The following is a 19,954-nucleotide window of genomic DNA, read 5'->3' as shown; positions in this document are numbered from 1 at the left end:
CAGAATCGGATATCCCGGATATCCGATTTTTTTATTTATACGGCATAATTGCCGATCACAGCGCCTGCCTGTTTCACTCCCTTTTGGCAGGGCTGGTAGCTCGTCTCTGGCTTTCATGGCAGAGTGAGCGCCGCTCAGTCGCAGAGCAGGGCGACGAACACCGGTTTAATTAGCGAATTATCGCACGGATTTTTCAGGTTAAATGATTGCTGATGCCAGCGACGGATGGCAGCGATTTCAGGTTACAGGGTTCAGACGTATGCGCGTTAAGCTGTTTGAAGAGAATAATGTTAAAAAGAATGCTCTTTCGCTGTGTCTTATTACGCTGTTCTTCTGCTTTATTGGCAGCCACCTGCGTATTCCCGAAGAGTTTTCCCTGTTCTGGCCGGTGAATGCTCTCATCGCCGGGTTGATGGTGCGCAACCCGTTTTTACACACCACTTCCAGTTATCTGGTGTGTTTTGCCGCCATGATTTTCAACGATACGGTTTTTTCCGGCTGGGCACTGCCAGCGGTGACGATTAATTTTGCCAATATCCTGTTTATCCTGGTGTCAGTGAGCATGCTGATTAAGCATCTGCAATCGCCCACTGCAAACAGCCAGGTGTTCAACGCCATGCGCATCTTTCCGGCGTGCCTGCTCGGCGCGGCAGCCTGCGCCACCTGGGGCGCATGGGCGCAGGATATCGACTTTAACGCGCGCTTTGTGGTGGCGTGGGCCGACTGGTTCAGCGAGCAGTTCTCCACCTCACTGATGCTGCTGCCGGTGATGCTGACGCGTCCGTTGCGCAGCGTGCCGCTGCGGACGCTGATTCATCCGGCCAGGCTGCTGCCGCTGCTCGCCGTGGCGCTGTCGCTCACGGTGGGGGCGCTGATTGGTGGCGCGGGCAGTCTGACCTTCCCGGTACCGGCGCTGATCTGGTGTGCCATTGTTCTGCCGATTCCGATCACCAGCCTGGTGATTCTGTTCACCGGCATCACCGAGATCGTGCTGGTCTCGCACGGCGTGATGAATATTCAGGGCGATGATTCGCTGCTGCCCATCAGCCATCTCACTTCTGCACGGCTCGGCGTGGCCACCGTAGCGCTCAGCCCGCTGCTGGTGGCGGTGAGCATGGACGCCATTCGGCAGCTTAACCATCGCCTGGCATTGCGCGCCAATTATGATTTCCTCACCCAGCTACTTTCGCGCTCCGGCCTGTATGAGAACCTGCGCCAGCAGCCGTTTTCCCTGCAGCGTGAAGCCGGCGTGATTATGCTGGATGTCGACTACTTCAAAGCCATTAATGACAATTTCGGCCATGATGCCGGCGATGGCGTGCTGGAGGAAATTGCGCGCCGTATTCAGCACGTGGTCGGCAGTCGCGGCCTGGTGTGCCGCTTTGGCGGCGAAGAGTTCGTGGTGGTGGTATTTGATTACACCCACAGCCAGCTGTTTCAGCTGGCCGAAGTGATTCGTCAGGCAATGGTGAAAGAGAAGTTCTGGATTCAGGGCAACACCGTGACCGTGACGGTCAGCCTCGGCCTGGCGCGCGGCGGTGCGGTTAACGAACGTGAATGGCCGGGGGTGATCAACCGGCTGGTGTCAGCGGCGGATAAACACCTTTACGTTGCCAAGCGCAATGGCCGCAATCAGACCTCACCGGCAATCGCGCCGCGCAGCATGGCGCATGACGTGGCCTGAGCCACGCCATCGCAGGTTACACGCTGCTTTTCAGCTGGCTGGATTGCTGATGACGCTGCTGCGCCAGTTCAATCAGGCGGGTAATCAGATCGCTGTAACTCAGGCCGGCCGCCTGCCACAGTTTGGGATACATGCTGATGTTGGTGAAGCCGGGTAAGGTATTCACTTCGTTGACAATAATGTCGCCCGTTTCGGTGAGGAACACATCGACGCGCGCCATGCCAAAGCACTCCAGCGCCTGGAACGCGGTAATCGCTACAGCCCGAATGGCCTCGCTGGCTTCCGCACTGATGTCAGCCGGTACCACCACCTGCGCGCCGCTCTCGCTGATATATTTGGTGTCATACGAGTAGAAGGCGTCGTGCACCACAATTTCACCGCACGGGCTGGCTTCTGGCGCCTCGTTACCCAGCACCGCGCACTCAATCTCACGGCCACTGATGCCCTGTTCAATCAGGACCTTGCGGTCAAAGCGGAACGCCAGATCCAGCGCCGCGTCGAATTCATCCGGCTGCGTCACTTTGCTCACCCCAACGGATGATCCCTGATTGGCTGGCTTGATAAACAGCGGCAGGCCAAAGCGCGCAATCACCGCCTGCACATCCAGCGCCGCGCGCTGCGTCTGGGTGACGCTCAGCCACGGCGCCACTTTCAGGCCGGCATCGCGCAGCAGGCGTTTGGTGAAATCTTTGTCCATGCTGACCGCGGAACCCAGCACATCCGACCCGACAAACGGCAGATTGGCCATGCGCAGCAGTCCCTGCAGCGAGCCATCTTCGCCCAGCGTGCCGTGCACAATCGGGAAGATGACATCCAGCTGCGACAGCGGCTGCGCCTGCTGCAGCGTAATCAGCTGTTCCGCGCGGCTGCCGGGCACCAGCGCCACGTTTTCACCGGAGCGGTTCAGGGCAATCAGCGCCGGATTGTCGGCGTTGAGCAGAAAGCCTGAAGCATCATTGAGATGCCACTCGCCCTGTTTGTCGATCCCCAGCAGCACCACGTCGTATTTGTTTTTATCGATCGCCTCAAGAATATTTTTGGCCGACTGTAACGACACTTCATGTTCGGCCGACTTGCCGCCAAATACGATACCTACCCGCTGTTTTGCCATTGCTCTTTGTCCGGTTGCAGTAAAGCGAGCAGCTAAGATAACACGCCCAGGACAGCGCTCAACAGCGCCGCGATTATTCTGCAATCGATCGGTCTCCAGACCGCATTCAATCGGGCTTTCTCCGCTTTATTCATAAATATTCTCCACCGTTTGAGACAAGTCTTGGACGGCCTGAAAGCTGCCTTCTGTCAGAATTTTCCCAATTCAAAGAAAAGTCTGCGGTGGACGATGCGTCCACCGTTTTTTGTCAGGTTTACAGGAGTCGGGAAATGATGGACCAGAAGCAGAATGCCGTGGAGCAGGATGCGCGTTCTGTTGCTCGTATCGAAACCACTGTGGATGACACGCTGTTAAAAAGCGTGGCGTGGATTTGCAAACACTATAAACGCGAGAAGAGTGAAGAGGCGCTGGTCGCCGGCCTGCCAAAAGCGACGCTGCTGTCGCCGTCGCAGGCCATGACCGCTCTGGAGAACGCTGGCATTACCGGCGGCATGGTCGAACGCCGCCTGCAGGATCTGCCGGATCAGCTGATGCCGATGATATTGCTGCGGCAGAACGGCGGCGGCTGCATTGTGCTGTCGCGGCGCATTCACACCAATGAGGAGAATCAGCGCGAGCTGCGCTTCCAGCTGATCATGCCGGAGGTGAGTGATAAAGCGGTGGAGATGAGCCTGGCGGAGCTCAACGAGATTTACGCCGGCTTTGCGGTGATGGCGAAACCGGCGGCGGTACTGGATGAGCGCGCCAGTGAAATGCTGCCGGAGGTCAAAGGTCACTGGCTGTTCAGCACCCTGTGGCGCTACCGGCGTTACTACCGCAGCGCCGCCATCGCCGCCGTGCTGATCAACGTGCTGGCACTCTCCAGCATCTTCTTAACCATGAACGTCTACGATCGTGTGGTGCCAAACCAGGCGTTTGTTACGCTGTGGTCGCTGGCTATTGGCGTCACCATCGCCATGATCTTCGAAGCCATTACCCGCTTTGTGCGGGCACATCTGCTGGACATGGCGGGCAAAAAGGCCGACCTGGTGCTGGGCAGCATGCTGTTCCGTCAGGCGTTATCGATCCAGATGGAGCACAAGCCGGCCTCATCAGGCACTTTCGCCAACCAGATCCGTGAATACGAATCGGTGCGCGATTTTGTTGCCTCGGCGACGCTGGCGGCGATTTCGGATCTGCCGTTTATCCTGATGTTTGTCGGCGTGATCTTCTTTATCAGCGGTCCGCTGGCGATTATTCCGTTGATGATGATCCCGCTGATCATCATCGTCAGCGCCGCGATCCAGTGGCCGCTGGCGCGCATCATGAAAGAGAATCTGCGCGATGCGTCGCTGAAACAGGGCGTGCTGATTGAGTCGGTTGAAGGCATGGAAACGCTGAAAGCCGTGGGCGGTGAAGCGCATATGCAGCGCCGCTGGGAGAACTTCAGCGCGCTGCAGTCGGCTAACTCAATGAAGTCAAAACGCTATTCGACGCTGGCGACCGGCGTGGTGACCTTTCTGCAGCAGTTTCAGACCGTGATGCTGGTGGTGGCCGGGGTTTATCTGATCAACGCCGGCACCTTCACCATGGGTGCGATGATCGCCACCGTGATGCTGGCCAGCCGCGCCACCGGCCCGCTGGGTCAGGTGATTGGTCTGGCGGTGCGTTATCAGCAGGCCAAAGCGGCGCTGACCTCGCTGAATAAGCTGATGGAGATGCCGGTCGATCGCGACAGCAGTAAAACCTACCTGACCGATCCGCCGCTGACCGGCGAGATCTCCCTCAGCAATGTCAGCTTCTCTTATCCGGCACCGCCGATGAAGCCCAATCCGGAAATCCTCAAAGACATCTCGCTGACTATCAAGGCCGGTGAGCGCGTGGCGATTCTTGGCCGCATCGGCAGCGGTAAATCGACGCTGTTACGCGTGATGGCGCGTCTGTATCAGCCGGTGAAAGGGCAGATCTCCGCTGACGGACTCGATGTTAACCAGATCGATCCGGCCGACTGGCGCAAAGCGGTGGGCTTCGTCAGCCAGGATGCGCGCCTGTTCTACGGCACGCTGCGCGAGAACGTGATGATTGGCCGGCCGGATGCCACCGCGAATGAACTGCTGCGCGTGCTGAATCTGACCGGTCTCGATCACGTGGCGGCGCGCCATCCAAGCGGCATCAACCTGTCGGTCGGCGAGGGTGGTGAAGGGCTGTCGGGCGGTCAGCGTCAGTTAGTATCGCTGGCGCGAACTCTGCTGACGCGGCCCAAAGTGCTGCTGATGGATGAACCGACCAGCGCCATGGACAGCATGACCGAAAGCCAGTTCCTCGCCCATCTGCGTCGCGCCAGCGAAGGTCACACGCTGATCGTTGTGACGCATCGTCCGTCAATTCTGGCGCTGGTCGACCGCATCATCGTGGTTGAGGAAGGAAAAATTGTCGCGGATGGCCCGAAAGAGCAGGTGCTGGCCGCGCTGGAAGGTAAAGGTAAAACCCGCCAGCCGCCGCGTCAGGCGGTAGAGCAGGCGGCGCGCGCACCCGCGCCGGCTAACGATGCTTCGGCAACGTCAGAGCCCGCCGTCGCCGCGGCAGAGGAGGCCGCAGTATGATCAAGTTAATGCCATGGCGCAGCCGCAGCAAAAATCTCTCCGCTGCGGATGCCGAATTCATGAATGACGTGCAGGCGTCCCTGCTGTCGCAAACCACGCCGGGATCGAAACTGGTGATGTGGATCATCATCGCGGTGATTGGCATCGGTCTCACCTGGGCAAACTATGCGCGGGTGGAGGAGATCACCAAAGGCGACGGAAAAGTGATTTCCCGCAGCCGCGAGCAGGTGATTCAGAGTCTGGAAGGCGGCATTCTCGCCGAAATGAATGTGCGTGAAGGCACGGTGGTCAACCGGGGCGACGTCCTGCTGAAAATCGATCCGACGCGTGCGCAATCAAGCTATCGTGAGGCGCTGAGCAAGGTGATTGGCCTGAAGGGCAGCATTGCGCGTTTGCGTGCCGAAGCCTACGCGCAGCCGCTGACATTTGACGAGCAGGTGAAGAGCGATCCCGCCGTGGTGGCGCAGGAGACCAAAGCCTATGAATCACGCAAGCGCGCGCTGAACGACAGCATTAACTCACTGCAGCGCAGCTATGCCCTGTCGATGCGTGAAATTCGTCTGGCGGAGCCGCTGGCGGCGAAAGGATTGCTGTCTGAGGTTGAACTGCTGCGCATGCAGCGCCAGGCGAACGACATCCAGGCGCAGATTGTCGAGCGGCGTAACCGTTACCAGTCTGATGCCAACACCGAACTGGCGCGGCTGGAGCTGGAACTGAGCCAGGTAAGCGAAAACCTGATTGGCCGCGCGGACGTGGTCGAGCGCACCACCATTACCGCACCGGTGCGCGGCACGGTGAAAAACGTGCGCGTCAACACCATCGGCGGCGTCATTCAGCCCGGTGAGCACATCCTGGAAATCGTGCCGCTGGAAGAGCAACTGCTGGTGGAGGGGAAAATCCGTCCTTCTGATGTCGCCTTCCTGCGTCCGGGGCTGCCGGCCAAAGTGAAAATCACCGCCTACGACTTCGCCATCTACGGTGGACTGGATGGCCATGTGGAATACATCAGTCCGGATACGCTGAAAGACGATCAGAAAGCCGCTTCCGGCCGCCCGGATGACACTTATTACCGCGTGTTGATTCTCACCGATAAAAGCACGCTGCACGCAGGCAATAAAGATCTGCCGATCATTCCCGGCATGGTGGCCACGGTGGAAATCCGCACCGGCGAGAAAACCATCCTTGATTACCTGCTGAAGCCGGTACTTAAGGCGAAAGAAGCCTTCCGCGAGCGTTAATAACCATGAAAAATAATAATATGCACCGTCGCGCAGCGGCGCGGCGCCTCTCTTTGCTTGCCGGTTGCATTACGGTCATGATGGCTCCGGCCATCAGCGTAATGGCCGATTCGACCAGTGAATTGATGATGTTTGCCGAGATGAGCGGACATCGCCCGGCCGCCCCCGCTGCGGCACCGGTACGCAGCGTGCCGGTACAGCGCGTGCCCGTTGCGCCAGCCCAGCGCTTTGCAACCGCGCCGGCACCGCAACCGATGTTTACGCAACCTCAGGCCGCGCCGGTTGCACCACCGGTCGCCGCGCCACGCGCTCAGCCGGCACCAGCGCCGGCACCTTCACCGGCCCCAGCGCCAGCAGCGCCGATTGCACCACCGCCGGTGCAGCCGGTACAGGGCGGCGGTTTTCTGACGGAGGAGCAGCGCCAGCCGGAACCCAGGCAGACGAATCCGCTGCTGAAATCGGTACGCACTTTCAACTCACAGCAGCCTGCGCCGGTGCCGGTGAATGAAGCAGAAGTAAAAGCACAGAGCGAGTTCAGTTATGTCAGTCCGCCAGTAGCGGAAACCAGAACCACTGCCGCCGATGCCGCCGTGGCGCGTTCACCGGTCAGCCTGAGCGGCGCGGTGGATGAAACCGTGGCTGAATCCGAGCTGCGGCAGAAATTCCTCTCGGCCGCGCGCATCACCTGGCGCATCAGCCCGGCGCTGAAATCGTCCGTGGCGCAGACCGATGCCGCCGCCGCCAGCGTGGATGAGGCGAAAGGGCAGCGCTGGCCGCAGCTGGATGTCAGCGCCAGCTCGGCGACCAAAGAGTTTGGTGGCGGGGTAAAAAGCGACGGTAGTCAGAGCAACGTGCCGGCGCTCGGCGTGTCGATGGCGACCAACCTGATTGATTTCGGTCAGACCAGCCGCACCATCGAGAGCCGCGAAGAGCGCGTGACCTCGGCGCAGCAGGCGGCGCAGGCGCAGCGTGAAGAGCTGGCGATGCAGGTCAGCAACGCGCTGATTGAGTGGAACAAGCAGCAGCGGATCATTGCCATCAGCCAGCAGTACGTGGCGCGCATGACCGAACTGACCACCATGCTGAGCGGCATTGTGCAGTCAGATACCGGTCGTCGCAGCGAGCTGACGCAGGCCAAAGGCCGATTGCTGCAGGCGCAGAGTTATCTGGAGAATGCCGAGTCGCGCGCGCGCGATGTCGAAATCACGCTGAACCGCCTGATGGGCAATAGTCGCGTGACGCTGCCAGCCAGCGATCGCTGGGCGATGAATTTTGGCGATCTCAATCGTCAGCTGGCCAGCCTGGATTATCATCCGCTGATCCTGCGCGCCAATGCGGAAACACGAGCGGGGTTTAAAGAAGCGGAGGCGATTAAAGCTTCCGGCCTGCCAAAACTCAACTGGACGGTAACCAAAAGCACGCGTGAGGATCAGCTCGGTCGCCAGCAGGCGTGGCAAACCGGAATCAACGTTAGCTGGGGCCTGTTCCGCGGTGGTTCAACCAACGCGCAGGAGATTGCGGCGATTAAACGCGCCGAAGCCAGCCGTCAGCAGGTACAGGAGCAGCGACGTGATCTGGAAAATCGCGTGCGCGCTGCCAGCCAGGATGCACACTCCATGGCCGATCGCGCCGCGCTGTATAAGAGTCTGATCGTCGAGTCTGACCGCATCCGCAAAGACTTTTTCGATCAGTGGTATCACCTCGGACGCCGCTCGCTGCTGGATGTCCTGAGCGCCGAGAGCGATCTGTATAACAACCAGGTGAGCGAAGTGAGCAATCGCTTTGACAGCTACGCGGCGATCATTCGCGGCTACTCCAGTGCCGGCATCCTCAGCCGCTGGCTCACCACCGGACGTTAAGCGTCAGCGCGCTGTGGCGGGTTAGCCGGTATCAGAAACAGCAGCGCAACCGGGATGGCAGCGAACGGCAGCAGGGCTGTGGCGGCGCTGCTGCTGTAGATCTGCGCAAAGAGTATCGCCCCGACAATTTGCCCAATCGCCAGCGTCAGAAACGCCGCCGCCACGCCAGAGGCCGCATTCTGTGGCGTGGCGGCGGCACCTGCAACCAGCAGAATACCCGACAGCGTGACGTATCCCGCGCCGCACAGTGCTGCCGCCGGTACCAGCCAGTAGCTAAAGTGGGTGAGCGCCGCCAGCAACAGCAGTGGTGCGGCCATCGCCAGCTGCGCCAGCCAGTACACCTGACGCATACCGATGCAGCGTGCCAGCGGGCCGGTCAGCGCGCCGAGAATGCCGGCCGCGCCGCTAACCAGCCACAGCATACTGGCGTGGCCCTCGTTCAGGTGGCTGTGCTGGCGTAACACATCCGGTCCAAAACACCACCACGCCGCGCTGGCGACACCGCTAAGGAAAGCGATGATGATCACCCGCTGCAGCGCGCAGTTGTGCAACCGATCGCGCCAGCCAACCGGCGATCCCGATGGATCGGCGCGCCCGGCGGGCAGGCAATAGCGTGCCAGCAGCAGGCTGATTAACGCCAGCGCGGCAAAACAGCAGCAGGCCGCGCGCCAGCCGCCGGGCATCAGCATAAAAATGGGCACTGACACAATAATGCCCGCGCCGGTGCCGGCGTTAATGAACGTGTTAGCGGCGGTTTGCCGCGACGCATCAATGCGCAGGCTCACGGCACTGGCGAGCGCCGGCGAAGCCAGCCCGGCACCGATACCAGCGATAAATAACCCACCGGCAATCAGCCATGTGCTGCCGGCAGCGGCCAGCAGCAGTAAGCCGAGCATGGCCGTCAGCGCTGCCAGCATGGCGGTGCTGCGCACGCCCCAGCGCGCCAGCAGCATCGTGGCGCCGGGCGTGGCCAGGCAGTAAGCCAGATAGCTGCAGGCGGCCAGCATGCCCGATGCGCGTGGGCTGAAGCTGATCTGCTGCGCCACCTGCGGCATCATCATTCCCCAGGCAAAACGCGCCAGTCCGTAGGTCACGGCAATCAGCATAAAGCCGCTCAGCGTCAGGCGGAGTGAGGCTTTCATGCCGCATTCGCCATCAGTTGCTCAGCCGCCAGACGCGCAGTGACCGCGGCCTGCGGACCGTCAATCAACCCGGCCATAATCGCCCCTTCAAACAATATCCAGATGGCATCGGCCAGCGCTGACGGCGAATTTCTGTGCGAGTGCGCCAGGCAGGCACGGATGTAGCCGCGCTGCCAGTAGCGATAATCCAGCGCCTGCGCCGCCAGCTCAGCATCCTGCTCCGCATACTCACCGTACGCTTTGGCAAAAAAGCAGCCGAGCGATCCTTCCGCCCGCATCCACTGTTCCAGAACCGAAAACAGCTGGCTAATGGCTGCCGGATCGTCTGGCTGTGACAACAAATCAGCAAAGCGCTGCCGACGCGCGGTCATCACCGCGGCAGTTAACCGCTCGCGCGACGGAAAGTGCTGATAGAGCGTACGCGTGGAGACCTTCGCCTCACGGCAAATGTAATCGGTGCTGGTGGCATGAAAACCGTTGTTGTAGAACAGCCGCTCGGCAGCGTTCAGGATATGTTGTTTTTTACGCATACCTTAAAAAGTAAACCGATCGTTTTACTTTTGCAAAGTTGCGGGGGCAAAAATCGGGTGCGAGGCGGTTAATCACCGCCTGTTTCGATGATGCAGCGTTGAAGACATTATCAATATGGAAACGCGCTTAGCCCAGCCGGGCGATGCGCGATCGGGCCTCATCCAGATGCTGCTGTAACGCGGCGAGACAAGGCGCAAAACGCGCTGAGAAACCATCGCAACTGTTCGCCAGAGACAAAAATTCCTCCGCCAAAGCCAGCGCTTCCCGCCATGTATCGCTGCTGACCACTTCCGGCAGTGACGCTGGCCGCAGCGTATTCACGATGGCGCCGCCCGCTCTGGGCGCAAAGCCCATCGGCAGAATGTCGTAAGCCGGCGCGAGGTGATAAGGACGGCCATGGCGACTGATGAATGACAGGTTACCGGCGTGCATGTCGGTATTGCCGATCAGCATGCCGAATGCCCAAAGCCGGGCCGTGCTATTAGCGGCCTCAGAATGGACACACTTTTCCGCTACAAGCTGGTCGACGAGGACCGGCCAGCTTGCACTGGCATTGCCGACGAACTCCGCATCAAGCGCCCGCAGCGAAAACACGCCGATACGGCCCATTTTGCCCACCCGATCGAAGCGGGGGATTTCGAGGAAGCGCTGCCCTGCAATATCAAACACGTCGGTCTCAACATCCAGCACTTTCAGGGCCAGATGTTCAGCCATCAGCAGATCGCGCCAGCGTTCGCTGACTGGGTTGTCATCTGCTGCGGTGAATTTCACCAGCACATGACCGCGTTCGCTATAGGTGCAGAATTTGGGCTGCTCACCACCCGCTGATGAGCCCGGCACCTCACCAGCGCCCGCAGCCCGCGCCAGTTCGGGATACGCCGTCGCGCGCTCCACAGGTGTTGGTTCGGGCATTTCCAGGAAACGGCTGCGCGCCTGTTCGCCGATCAGCAGGTTGCCGATCGCATCATGACCTTGCGCCAGCAGCGCTCTGACGACATCTGCGTCCGCCCATTGTTCGGGATTCGCCGGCAGACCGAGCCCGCTGGCATAAGTCGAGGCATACGCTCTGCCGAGATAGCCCTGTGGTCGCATGTCAAACAGCCACCACGGCAGCCCGTCACTGTGAAAGCTTTTGTGGTCCGCCTGCACCATCACAAACCCTTCCGGACGAACCGGAATCAGCTCGCCGAGAGGTTTGATTTGCCCCTCATCGGTAACGCGGTAAATCGGGGCCGAGCGGAATCCGCGAAACGTATCTCGCAGGGCATATTGAATAGCTGGACCCGCCCCGATTTTGACGATGTCATCACCCAGTTCTCTAATCGCACGGGAAAGCGTAGGCTGGCTTATGCCCATTTTTTCAATGATTTGCCTTGCTGTCATCGGCCCGCTATAGAGAAGCTGGCGTATGTTTTTTGAATGTAATGACATGTGTTTGAGTAGCTTTTGAATAGTTTTGTGAATAGATATATGAATAGTTTTTGAGTAGTTATGTTAGCAAGTAAATAGCTGGCAGTCACTGGGATGTGCCACGCTTGGTGTGCAAATGTGTGGTTCTGTAGGAAGTTGAGGCTGCATGCAGGCTTAATGAGATAGATTCTCGCGTCGTTGTTTGTAAGTGGCGATTGTTAACACAATGACAGCGTGAGGCAGTATGAGCCGGAAAGGCCGGCAAGACAGGTGATTTCAGGTTGAAAGTGGGAAGGGTGCTGCGCATTGGAGTTTTAACTGTATCAGCAAAAAGCGCTGACCTTACATCGCTATTGTTTAAATCTAAATAGCAAAGCCACCTGTTTAAGGGTGACTTAAGTCAATCAGATGAACAAGTGATTGGCGGCCTTCGCCAAGTTCGAACCACCGAACAAGCGATTATGAGTCCCAATTTGAAGTGAATTAAATCAGTAATTTACTGATTTTTATATTTTTTTGGCTGAATAGTGATGAAAAGTGACACATAGCGTTGAGCTCTGCTGCCACTTTGGTGCCACTTCAAATAGTCATCTTAAGTTTGATTTACATAAATATTACAGTCAAATTGAGGTAGGCAGCCTGTTCAGATGAGGAGGCAATTAAGAAATTGGCATCATCTATGGCTCTCACTTTTTACACTCCCCTAGAATTTATTAAAACATTGAATGCATTTTACTCGTTACCCTTACTCTTTGCCTCTGACTTGATTGCTTTTGCAAAGTGAGACATCGTTTCAATTGCCTCCCTGGCAAAACTTACTTCTGATTTCTTCAATAGATAGGTTTCGGGCCATTTCAATTCTTCTTCAAGTATTTTAAGCATGGCTTTATATTTTATATCATTACTACTACTTTCGTCACTAAGGCTTTTAATAGCCAAATATGACATCATGTATTTGTCAAAAATAGACTTCACTTTTATATGATAGGTCGAGGTATCAACAAAGTGACGATATTGTTTAAGAAACCAAGCAGATAAAAATTCGATGAAGATAAATAATAAAGAGCAAGATACCATTCCATAGATATATTGTTCTTTGAAGTCTGTGAGCCATGATAAAGTTTGCCACGTTATAATGGATATTATAAAAAAAGTTATCCCGCCTTTTGAATAAGATGTTCCCTTATCTAAAAGAATTGAAGCTTTCTTATCTGAAGTATAAGCTTGCTCTAATAAAACACGGCGAATTTCATTAAAGTAATTTTCGAATGAGTCAAACATGTTTCCTTGATCTAATGTCTTGGATTCAATTACTTTAGATACAATCTCTTCAATGCTTTGCTCAGAGAAGTTGTTAGAATTTGCTTTGAGATAATTCAACTCATTGAGTATTTTTTTTTCAAAAATTTGAGATTCATTGTCTCTACTGTCGTCTACATCAATAAACTTGTCTTCTCTTCTTAGCTTGGTCAACTTGCTCATCTCGCCGCTTATCATTATAAACCCTGGGATGGCAATGCATACTCCTAACATGATTGGGCCAAATTTCTCAATAAAATATGATGGGCCCATATCTGAGCTAAATAGAATTGCAATGCCCAATCCTACATAAATTAAAATGCCGGAGAGTATAACTTTTGGTCTTGTGGCAAATTTATGGAAAATTGGTATTCCAGTGCGTTTGGTTCGAACAGAGTTATTATCTTCTTCAATTTCATTCATTTTTCTTTTTCCATTTTCTGTAGAGGATTGAGTAACGCTGCTTCAGCTAAATGATCTGGCGCAAAATGTGCATATCGCATAGTTACCTTTATGTCCGTATGGCCTAATATTCGCTGAAGTACAAGAATGTTTCCGCCGTTCATCATAAAATGAGAGGCAAATGTGTGGCATAAAACGTGCGTTAGCTGCCCGGCAGGTGTCTCGATACCAGCGTGTTGCATAGCCTTTCTAAATGCTGAATAGCATGGTTTGAATAGCTTCTGCGCTTTCCTGCTTGATGGCAATTCAGCCGGTAATTTTTCGGTTATCGGCACCGTCTGGCTTACCTTTAGCTCATTTTTACACAGAGAAATCTGACCAGATTGGCTCTCATCCTCCCTAAAACACCGTTTTATGTTCGAACAAAATTCGACAATTCAAAAGTTATCTCACTTTGCATATGATTTTCACCGAAAAAAGGGATATAAGCTCAGTAAAATTATTTGTAAAAGCATTATTGCGCGATAGCTAAGGTACGACAAAAACAAGCGTAGTTAGTCTATTACGAATTGGTAATCAAAATCCTCAATACGCTTCTACTTCATATTCCTGGGCTGATCACTGTTACGTAGTGGGTGACTACAGCAACGACAACACCTTTAAAAATCTCTTAAACCGGCTCTCAGTTGATGAAACCTGGCTCCGGAGCCTCTTATCTTCATTTTTTACGCTTTAGAAGGATTACCAGTATTAGAGAAAGCAGAATCGATATAGAAATATTGACTATTAATATAAAATCAATAACCGACTCATCACCATAGATCTGCAGGGCGTTGGCGATTGAATAAAATATTGATGCAGGAACTAATAACGCGATCGCTTTAGAGATTGCCACGCAACAGATGATAAATAACAAAATGAGTAAAATAATACGCATCATCAGTACACCTTTACCGTTCCATAGGCTTTCAATTGACTACCTGGAATATTGAGAGTGGGGCCGGCGCGCAGGAACATATCGCGCATGTACTGAAACTGGATAGGATGAGCAAGTGTAATACAGCCCTCGCTAAGACCGAGCGGTCCTATGGGATGGAGCCTGAAATTCCCACGTCTGACGCCCTCCACAAACGTGTAATCATCAATTTTGCCGTCATCGCGGTAAAGACCAAACCAGGTAGTCCGATCCGTTCCGTATATTTCTTTCAAAAACCTCTCACGCCAGGGACCTAATCTTCCACCTGATGGCCGCTAAACAATGTAATAACGTCCGCGCACTAATGGGCCAATATCGGGGACATGAGTTTTATCAGGATTATTACGGCCATCTTTCTGGCCTGAAAACGCGGGAAAAACACCAATGCCCGGACAATTGAGTGAAGTCATTTCACGACGATTTAATAACAGATAGCAGCTGTAAGACATAACGATTCCTTTTGTTAAGTCATTTCATAAGCTTACTAATCACCATTCAATCATTTTAAGCGATTAGTCTGGTCAGGCTTTGTAGTTACATATATTTAAAGCGGCACCATCCAAAGAGAGGACGGGGGGGATCACTAGGGAAGTGATTTAAATACATGATTTTATGAATATTTGGTGGCCCCTGCTGGGTTTGAACCAGCGACCAAGCGATTATGAGTCGCCTGCTCTAACCACTGAGCTAAGGGGCCAGCGGAGCGGGGATTATAAAGTATCTCGGTGGGGCGATCCAGCGTTGCTCAATCGGTTGGTGAAAATTCCCGCAATCACTGAGTCCTTGATCTCACAGTAAAAAATCCCGCAACCCCGGCAGAAGCGGGCAATAAGCGCCCACTGCTGTCGCGTTTTTGAGACAAGGCTTGCTGCTGCCTTGTCTCAGGATGCGCAGGTTCAGCAATAGCGCGTGGCGGGCTTATTCAGCGAGATAAACGGCAGGATGGCGCCGCGCGCCTGCTCAAAGCTTTGCCACAGGCCCATATCTTCCACCGAAGGGATAGTGATCGCTTCGCCGTCATCCAGACCGCGCAGCGCGGCGGCGACTAAGTCGTCGACCTCCATCACCATCTCTGCCGGCAGGTCATCCACCGAGCGCCCGGTGCGCTGAAAGATTTCGGTGCGCGTCAGGCCCGGCAGCAGTGCCTGCACGCGTACGTTATGGCCCGCCAGCTCACGCTGCATATTCCGCGTCAGCGAGAGCACAAAAGCTTTCGTCGCATTGTAGGCCCCGTTTGCCTGCTCGTTAACCAGCGCCAGTACCGACGCCACGTTCACGATGGTGCCCGCGTTGCGGCTGCGGAAAACCTGCGCAGCCGTGTGAGAGAGCTGCGTCAGCGCCACCACATTCAGTGCCAGCATGGTTTGCGTCTGGTCGATGCTGGCGTCGATAAACTCGCCTTCCACCGTCATGCCCGCATTGTTGATCAGCGTAGTAATACGCGTATTGTTCCGCAGCTCGCTATCAATACGCGCCAGATCCTCATGGCGCGTCAGATCTGCAGCCAGCACGCTGACTTCAACGCCGTGCGCCTCACGCAGCGACTGCGCCAGTGCGCTCAGACGTGCAGCATCGCGCGCCACCAGAATCAGGTCGTTGCCGCGTGCGGCCAGCTGTTTAGCGTAAGTTGCGCCGATACCGCTGGAGGCGCCGGTGATTAAAGCCAGTTGGTGTGACATGGAAAAGCCCTCTGTATGATGGTCGTCATATTGGTGTGCTGATAATATGACGACCATCATATCCATCGTCAAGCTGGAATATGACGATCGTAATAATTACACTGATTGCCATTAACGATGAGCAGGGTAACAACCGATGGAAAAGCTAAGCCATAAGGCGCGCACGCGGCAGCGCATTCTGGAAGAAGCGGCGGTAGTGATGCGCGAATGCGGCACCGAAGGCATTGGCGTGGCAGCGCTGATGAAGCGCGTTGGCCTGACGCACGGTGGGTTTTATGCGCACTTTGCCTCGCGTGAAGCGCTGGTCGAAGCGGTGATTAGCGAGATGTTTGCCGATTCGGCGCAGCGTTTTGCCGCCGTGCTGGCGATTGAGGATCCGGCTGAACGGCTGAACCAGTGGATCGACCGCTATCTGTCGGACCAGCACTGTGGCGCGCCGGGCGTGGGCTGTCCGATACCTGCGCTGGTCAGTGAAGTGGCGCATTTACCGCCGGATGCGCGGGCGCTGTTTTCGGCGAAGCGCGAAGCGGTGCGGCGCCAGCTGGTGCAGGCGCTGCAACAGCTGGGACATGCGCAGGCAGAGAGCATCGCCAGCAGCATGCAGGCCGAAATGGTCGGTGCGCTGGCGCTGGCGCGCGCCTGCACCGATGAAGCGGAAGCGCGCCAGATGCTGGAGGTGACGCGTCAGGCGGTCAAACTGCGCGCCGGGCTGGTGACGGCATGAGCGATCACGACATCCGTGACATCATCGCGCCCGATTTACAGGTGCTGTTCTGTGGCATCAATCCGGGTAAATCCTCGGCGCATACCGGTTTTCACTTTGCGCATCCCGGCAACCGCTTCTGGAAGGTGATTCATCAGGCCGGATTCACCCGCGAACAGCTGCTGCCGGAGCAGGAACAGCGGTTGCTGGAGACCGGCTGCGGCATCACCATGCTGGTAGAGCGCCCTACCATTCAGGCCAGCGAGCTGGCGGGCGCGGAGCTGCGTGACGGCGGTGCGCGTCTGCAGGAAAAGGTGCTGCGCTATCAGCCGCGCGCGCTGGCGGTGCTGGGTAAGGATGCGTTTCAGAAAGCGTTTCGTCAGCGCAACGTGGCGTGGGGCGAGCAGCCGCAGTTGCTGGGCGAAACCCGCTTATGGGTGCTGCCTAATCCCAGCGGATTAAACCGCGCTTCGCTGGAGGAGATGGTCTCCGCTTATCGCCAGCTTCATGATTGGTTACAGAATAAGGCGTGAGCTGGCTCTGTTTCACAAAGTAATAACGTTGTTCATCGTTTTGTTTCTGGCTACACCGAATGCTCCACGCAAAAAAAGGAGCAGGGAGATGAAGCAACGCACCATGGTTCTGGCGGCACTGCTGCTGGCGGCGCAACCGGGCGTCCAGGCCGCAACGCTGAAGGTATTCAGTTCCGGCGGTATGTACCCGGTGATTGAAAGCCTGAAGCAGGATTATCAGCATCAGAGCGGTGACAGCATTGAGCTGGAAGCGGCGCCGTCGATGGGTGACACGCCGCAGGCGATTCCTAATCGCCTTAAACGCCATGAAAGCGCCGACGTGCTGGTCATGGTGGATTACGCCATCAAGCCGCTGGAGCAGGCCAAATGGGTGGATAGCGCCAGCCATCAGGTGCTGGCGCACTCGTACATTGCCATGGCGGTGAAGCAGGGCACCACGCCGCCGGATATCAGTACCGTCGCGAAGTTCAAACAGGTGCTGACCTCCGCTTCAAGTATCGCCGTGTCTGACAGCGCCAGCGGCAAATATATTCAGAGCAAGATGCTGGATAAGCTGCAGCTGGGCCCGAAAACGGCAGCGAAGATCACCGTGATTCCGGCCACGCCGGTGGGTGAGGCGGTCGCGCAGGGCAAAGCCGAGCTGGGCTTCCAGCAGAACAGCGAGCTGAAGGCGGTAAAAGGCATTACTATCGTGGGACTGATTCCGCCGGCAGCACAGCAGGATACGCTGTACGGTGCGGTGATCACGCGCAGCAGCCAGCAGCAGCAGGCCGCGGCGAAGTTCGTGAAATACCTGCAGAGCGACAAGGCGCGCAGCGTGATGCAGGAGAAAGGGCTGACGCCATACTGAAGACAATAAAAAACCCCGGCAAGCCGGGGTTTTTACTGACCAGGACGATTAATCGTCGAGGAAGCTACGCAGCACTTCCGAGCGGCTCGGATGGCGCAGTTTACGCAGCGCTTTGGCTTCAATCTGACGGATACGCTCACGCGTTACGTCAAACTGTTTGCCCACCTCTTCCAGCGTGTGGTCGGTATTCATATCGATACCGAAACGCATACGCAGGACTTTGGCTTCACGCGCGGTCAGGCCAGCCAGCACATCGTGGGTGGCAGAACGCAGGCTTTCCGAAGTCGCGGAATCCAGCGGCAGCTCCAGCGTGGTGTCTTCGATAAAGTCGCCCAGATGCGAATCTTCATCATCACCAATCGGCGTCTCCATGGAGATCGGCTCTTTAGCGATTTTCAGCACCTTACGGATTTTATCTTCCGGCATCAGCATGCGCTCAGCCAGCTCTTCCGGCGTTGGCTCGCGGCCCATCTCCTGCAGCATCTGGCGCGAAATACGGTTGAGTTTGTTAATGGTCTCAATCATATGCACCGGAATACGGATGGTACGCGCCTGGTCGGCGATGGAACGGGTGATAGCCTGACGGATCCACCAGGTGGCGTAAGTTGAGAACTTATAGCCACGGCGATATTCAAACTTATCCACCGCTTTCATCAGACCGATGTTGCCTTCCTGAATCAGATCGAGGAACTGCAGGCCACGGTTGGTGTACTTCTTGGCGATGGAGATCACCAGACGCAGGTTAGCCTCAACCATCTCTTTCTTCGCACGACGCGCTTTGGCTTCGCCGATCGACATACGACGGTTGATGTCTTTCACCTGCTCAATGGTCAGGCCGGTCTCTTCTTCGATCTGCAGCAGTTTCTGCAGCGAACGCATGACGTCTTCTTCCACTTCCTGCAGTTTTTCTGACCACGGCTTGTTCATGGCCAGTGCCGCTTTGAACCAGCTCTCACTGGTTTCATTACCGGTAAACAGGGTGATGAAGTTTTTCTTCGGCATTTTGCACAGTTCAACACACAGCTTCATGATCAGGCGCTCTTGCGTGCGCACGCGCTCCATCATTTCACGCATGTTGTTCACCAGGTAATCGAACTGCTTCGGTACCAGGCGGAACTGTTTAAACACTTCAGAGAGATTGTTGATCTCGGCCACGGCGTCCGCATGGCTGCGGCCTTTGGCTTTGATCACGTTGCGCGTAGTTTCGTACTGCGTACGCAGGTCGTTAAACTTCTCGCGCGCCAGTTCCGGATCGATAGAGTTATCGTCGTCGGAGCTGTCATCGTCGCTCTCTTCGTCTTCCTCTTCGTCGTCGTCGCGGTCTTCTTCTGACAGCTCAGAACCAACGTGGGTCGCGGTCGGTGCCAGATCTTCCTCGGCGTTCGGATCGACGAAACCGGTGATCAGGTCAGACAAGCGTGACTCGCCCGCTTCAACCCGATCGTACTGATCGAGCAGGTAGGTGATTGCTTCCGGGTATTCGGCGACAGAGCATTGCACCTGGTTGATACCGTCTTCGATACGCTTGGCGATGTCGATTTCGCCTTCACGCGTCAGCAGCTCAACGGTACCCATTTCACGCATGTACATGCGAACCGGGTCGGTGGTACGGCCAATTTCAGATTCAACGCTGGATAATACCTGAGCGGCAGCTTCCGCGGCATCTTCGTCAGTATCGGTGCTGTTTTCATTCAGCATCAGATCATCGGCATCCGGGGCTTCTTCCACCACCTGAATACCCATATCGTTGATCATTTGGATGATGTCTTCGATCTGATCGGAGTCGACGATATCTTCCGGCAGATGGTCATTGACCTCAGCATAGGTCAGATAGCCCTGCTCCTTACCACGGGTGACAAGCAGCTTAAGCTGTGACTGCGGGTTTTGCTCCATAAGACGGTATCCACACTTCTGTTAATTAGATTGGTGTCGGTCGGCAGCGAGCCAACTATAAC

The 19,954-nt window shown here is 55.8% G+C and carries 14 protein-coding genes, 1 tRNA gene and 2 pseudogenes; 7 read left to right on the top strand and 10 right to left on the bottom strand.

Annotation, left to right across the window (positions count from 1 at the left end; genetic code table 11):
* Positions 1 to 259 precede the first annotated feature (259 nt).
* Positions 260 to 1,684: a GGDEF domain-containing protein gene (locus F3J41_RS19210; protein ID WP_058771312.1), complete on the top strand. Its 1,425-nt coding sequence runs from the start codon at positions 260 to 262 to the stop codon at positions 1,682 to 1,684.
* 16 nt (positions 1,685 to 1,700) lie between these two features.
* On the opposite strand, the gene ddlA is transcribed toward F3J41_RS19210, so the two are convergent.
* A complete protein-coding gene (gene ddlA / locus F3J41_RS19205) occupies positions 1,701 to 2,795 on the bottom strand; it encodes a D-alanine--D-alanine ligase (RefSeq protein ID WP_166712114.1) in 1,095 nt (364 codons plus the stop codon).
* Positions 2,796 to 3,064: 269 nt separating this feature from the next.
* On the opposite strand from ddlA, the gene F3J41_RS19200 reads away from it, so the two are divergent.
* The 3 genes from F3J41_RS19200 to F3J41_RS19190 are packed head-to-tail and all read left to right on the top strand — an operon-like array spanning position 3,065 to position 8,474.
* Positions 3,065 to 5,377 carry a type I secretion system permease/ATPase gene (locus F3J41_RS19200; RefSeq protein WP_166712112.1) on the top strand — a complete coding sequence of 771 codons (2,313 nt, stop codon included), beginning with the start codon at positions 3,065 to 3,067 and terminating at the stop codon, positions 5,375 to 5,377.
* Entirely contained in the window at positions 5,374 to 6,615 is a 1,242-nt protein-coding gene (locus F3J41_RS19195) for an HlyD family type I secretion periplasmic adaptor subunit (RefSeq protein ID WP_058759830.1), read from the top strand. Before F3J41_RS19200 ends, F3J41_RS19195 begins: the two co-directional genes overlap by 4 nt.
* Before the next feature lie 5 nt (positions 6,616 to 6,620).
* Positions 6,621 to 8,474, top strand: a complete 1,854-nt coding sequence (locus F3J41_RS19190) for a TolC family protein (protein ID WP_166712110.1) — start codon at positions 6,621 to 6,623, stop codon at positions 8,472 to 8,474.
* On the opposite strand, the gene F3J41_RS19185 is transcribed toward F3J41_RS19190, so the two are convergent.
* The 8 genes and pseudogenes from F3J41_RS19185 to F3J41_RS19150 form a co-directional block, all read right to left on the bottom strand.
* A complete protein-coding gene (locus F3J41_RS19185) occupies positions 8,471 to 9,616 on the bottom strand; it encodes an MFS transporter (protein WP_166712108.1) in 1,146 nt (381 codons plus the stop codon). The genes F3J41_RS19190 and F3J41_RS19185 overlap by 4 nt on opposite strands.
* Positions 9,613 to 10,146 carry a TetR/AcrR family transcriptional regulator gene (locus tag F3J41_RS19180; protein WP_166712106.1) on the bottom strand — a complete coding sequence of 178 codons (534 nt, stop codon included), beginning with the start codon at positions 10,144 to 10,146 and terminating at the stop codon, positions 9,613 to 9,615. The genes F3J41_RS19185 and F3J41_RS19180 overlap by 4 nt, the downstream gene beginning before the upstream one ends.
* Before the next feature lie 127 nt (positions 10,147 to 10,273).
* Entirely contained in the window at positions 10,274 to 11,578 is a 1,305-nt protein-coding gene (yjjJ, locus tag F3J41_RS19175) for a type II toxin-antitoxin system HipA family toxin YjjJ (protein ID WP_166712104.1), read from the bottom strand.
* A gap of 711 nt (positions 11,579 to 12,289) precedes the next feature.
* Positions 12,290 to 13,279 (bottom strand): hypothetical protein, encoded by a 990-nt coding sequence (locus F3J41_RS19170; RefSeq protein ID WP_247656311.1) that lies wholly within the window; start codon positions 13,277 to 13,279, stop codon positions 12,290 to 12,292.
* Positions 13,276 to 13,599, bottom strand: a pseudogene (locus F3J41_RS19165) (tyrosine-type recombinase/integrase); the annotation flags it as partial. The pseudogene F3J41_RS19165 and the gene F3J41_RS19170, both read right to left, overlap by 4 nt.
* Positions 13,600 to 14,197: 598 nt before the next feature.
* A pseudogene (locus tag F3J41_RS19160) lies at positions 14,198 to 14,644 on the bottom strand (DUF2778 domain-containing protein).
* 211 nt (positions 14,645 to 14,855) lie between these two features.
* A tRNA-Ile gene (locus F3J41_RS19155) sits at positions 14,856 to 14,931 on the bottom strand.
* A 199-nt stretch (positions 14,932 to 15,130) separates the two neighbouring features.
* Complete coding sequence (locus F3J41_RS19150; RefSeq protein ID WP_166712102.1) at positions 15,131 to 15,913, bottom strand: SDR family oxidoreductase; 783 nt, start codon at positions 15,911 to 15,913, stop codon at positions 15,131 to 15,133.
* 136 nt (positions 15,914 to 16,049) lie between these two features.
* On the opposite strand from F3J41_RS19150, the gene F3J41_RS19145 reads away from it, so the two are divergent.
* The 3 genes from F3J41_RS19145 (at position 16,050) to F3J41_RS19135 (ending at position 17,999) form a co-directional block, all read left to right on the top strand.
* The gene (locus F3J41_RS19145; RefSeq protein WP_125311934.1) at positions 16,050 to 16,637 is read left to right on the top strand and encodes a TetR/AcrR family transcriptional regulator; all 588 of its coding nucleotides are present in this window, start codon (positions 16,050 to 16,052) and stop codon (positions 16,635 to 16,637) included.
* Positions 16,634 to 17,149 carry a G/U mismatch-specific DNA glycosylase gene (gene mug, locus F3J41_RS19140; RefSeq protein WP_058776518.1) on the top strand — a complete coding sequence of 172 codons (516 nt, stop codon included), beginning with the start codon at positions 16,634 to 16,636 and terminating at the stop codon, positions 17,147 to 17,149. Before F3J41_RS19145 ends, mug begins: the two co-directional genes overlap by 4 nt.
* Positions 17,150 to 17,237: 88 nt before the next feature.
* Positions 17,238 to 17,999: a substrate-binding domain-containing protein gene (locus F3J41_RS19135; RefSeq protein WP_166712100.1), complete on the top strand. Its 762-nt coding sequence runs from the start codon at positions 17,238 to 17,240 to the stop codon at positions 17,997 to 17,999.
* Positions 18,000 to 18,047: 48 nt separating this feature from the next.
* On the opposite strand, the gene rpoD is transcribed toward F3J41_RS19135, so the two are convergent.
* Positions 18,048 to 19,892 (bottom strand): RNA polymerase sigma factor RpoD, encoded by a 1,845-nt coding sequence (gene rpoD, locus F3J41_RS19130; RefSeq protein WP_058759769.1) that lies wholly within the window; start codon positions 19,890 to 19,892, stop codon positions 18,048 to 18,050.
* Positions 19,893 to 19,954 lie beyond the last annotated feature (62 nt).

Source organism: Pantoea sp. Ap-870 (genome assembly GCF_011752515.1).
In the GTDB taxonomy this organism is placed as follows: domain Bacteria; phylum Pseudomonadota; class Gammaproteobacteria; order Enterobacterales; family Enterobacteriaceae; genus Pantoea; species Pantoea dispersa.
This window is presented reverse-complemented; position numbering and strand designations above follow the sequence as displayed.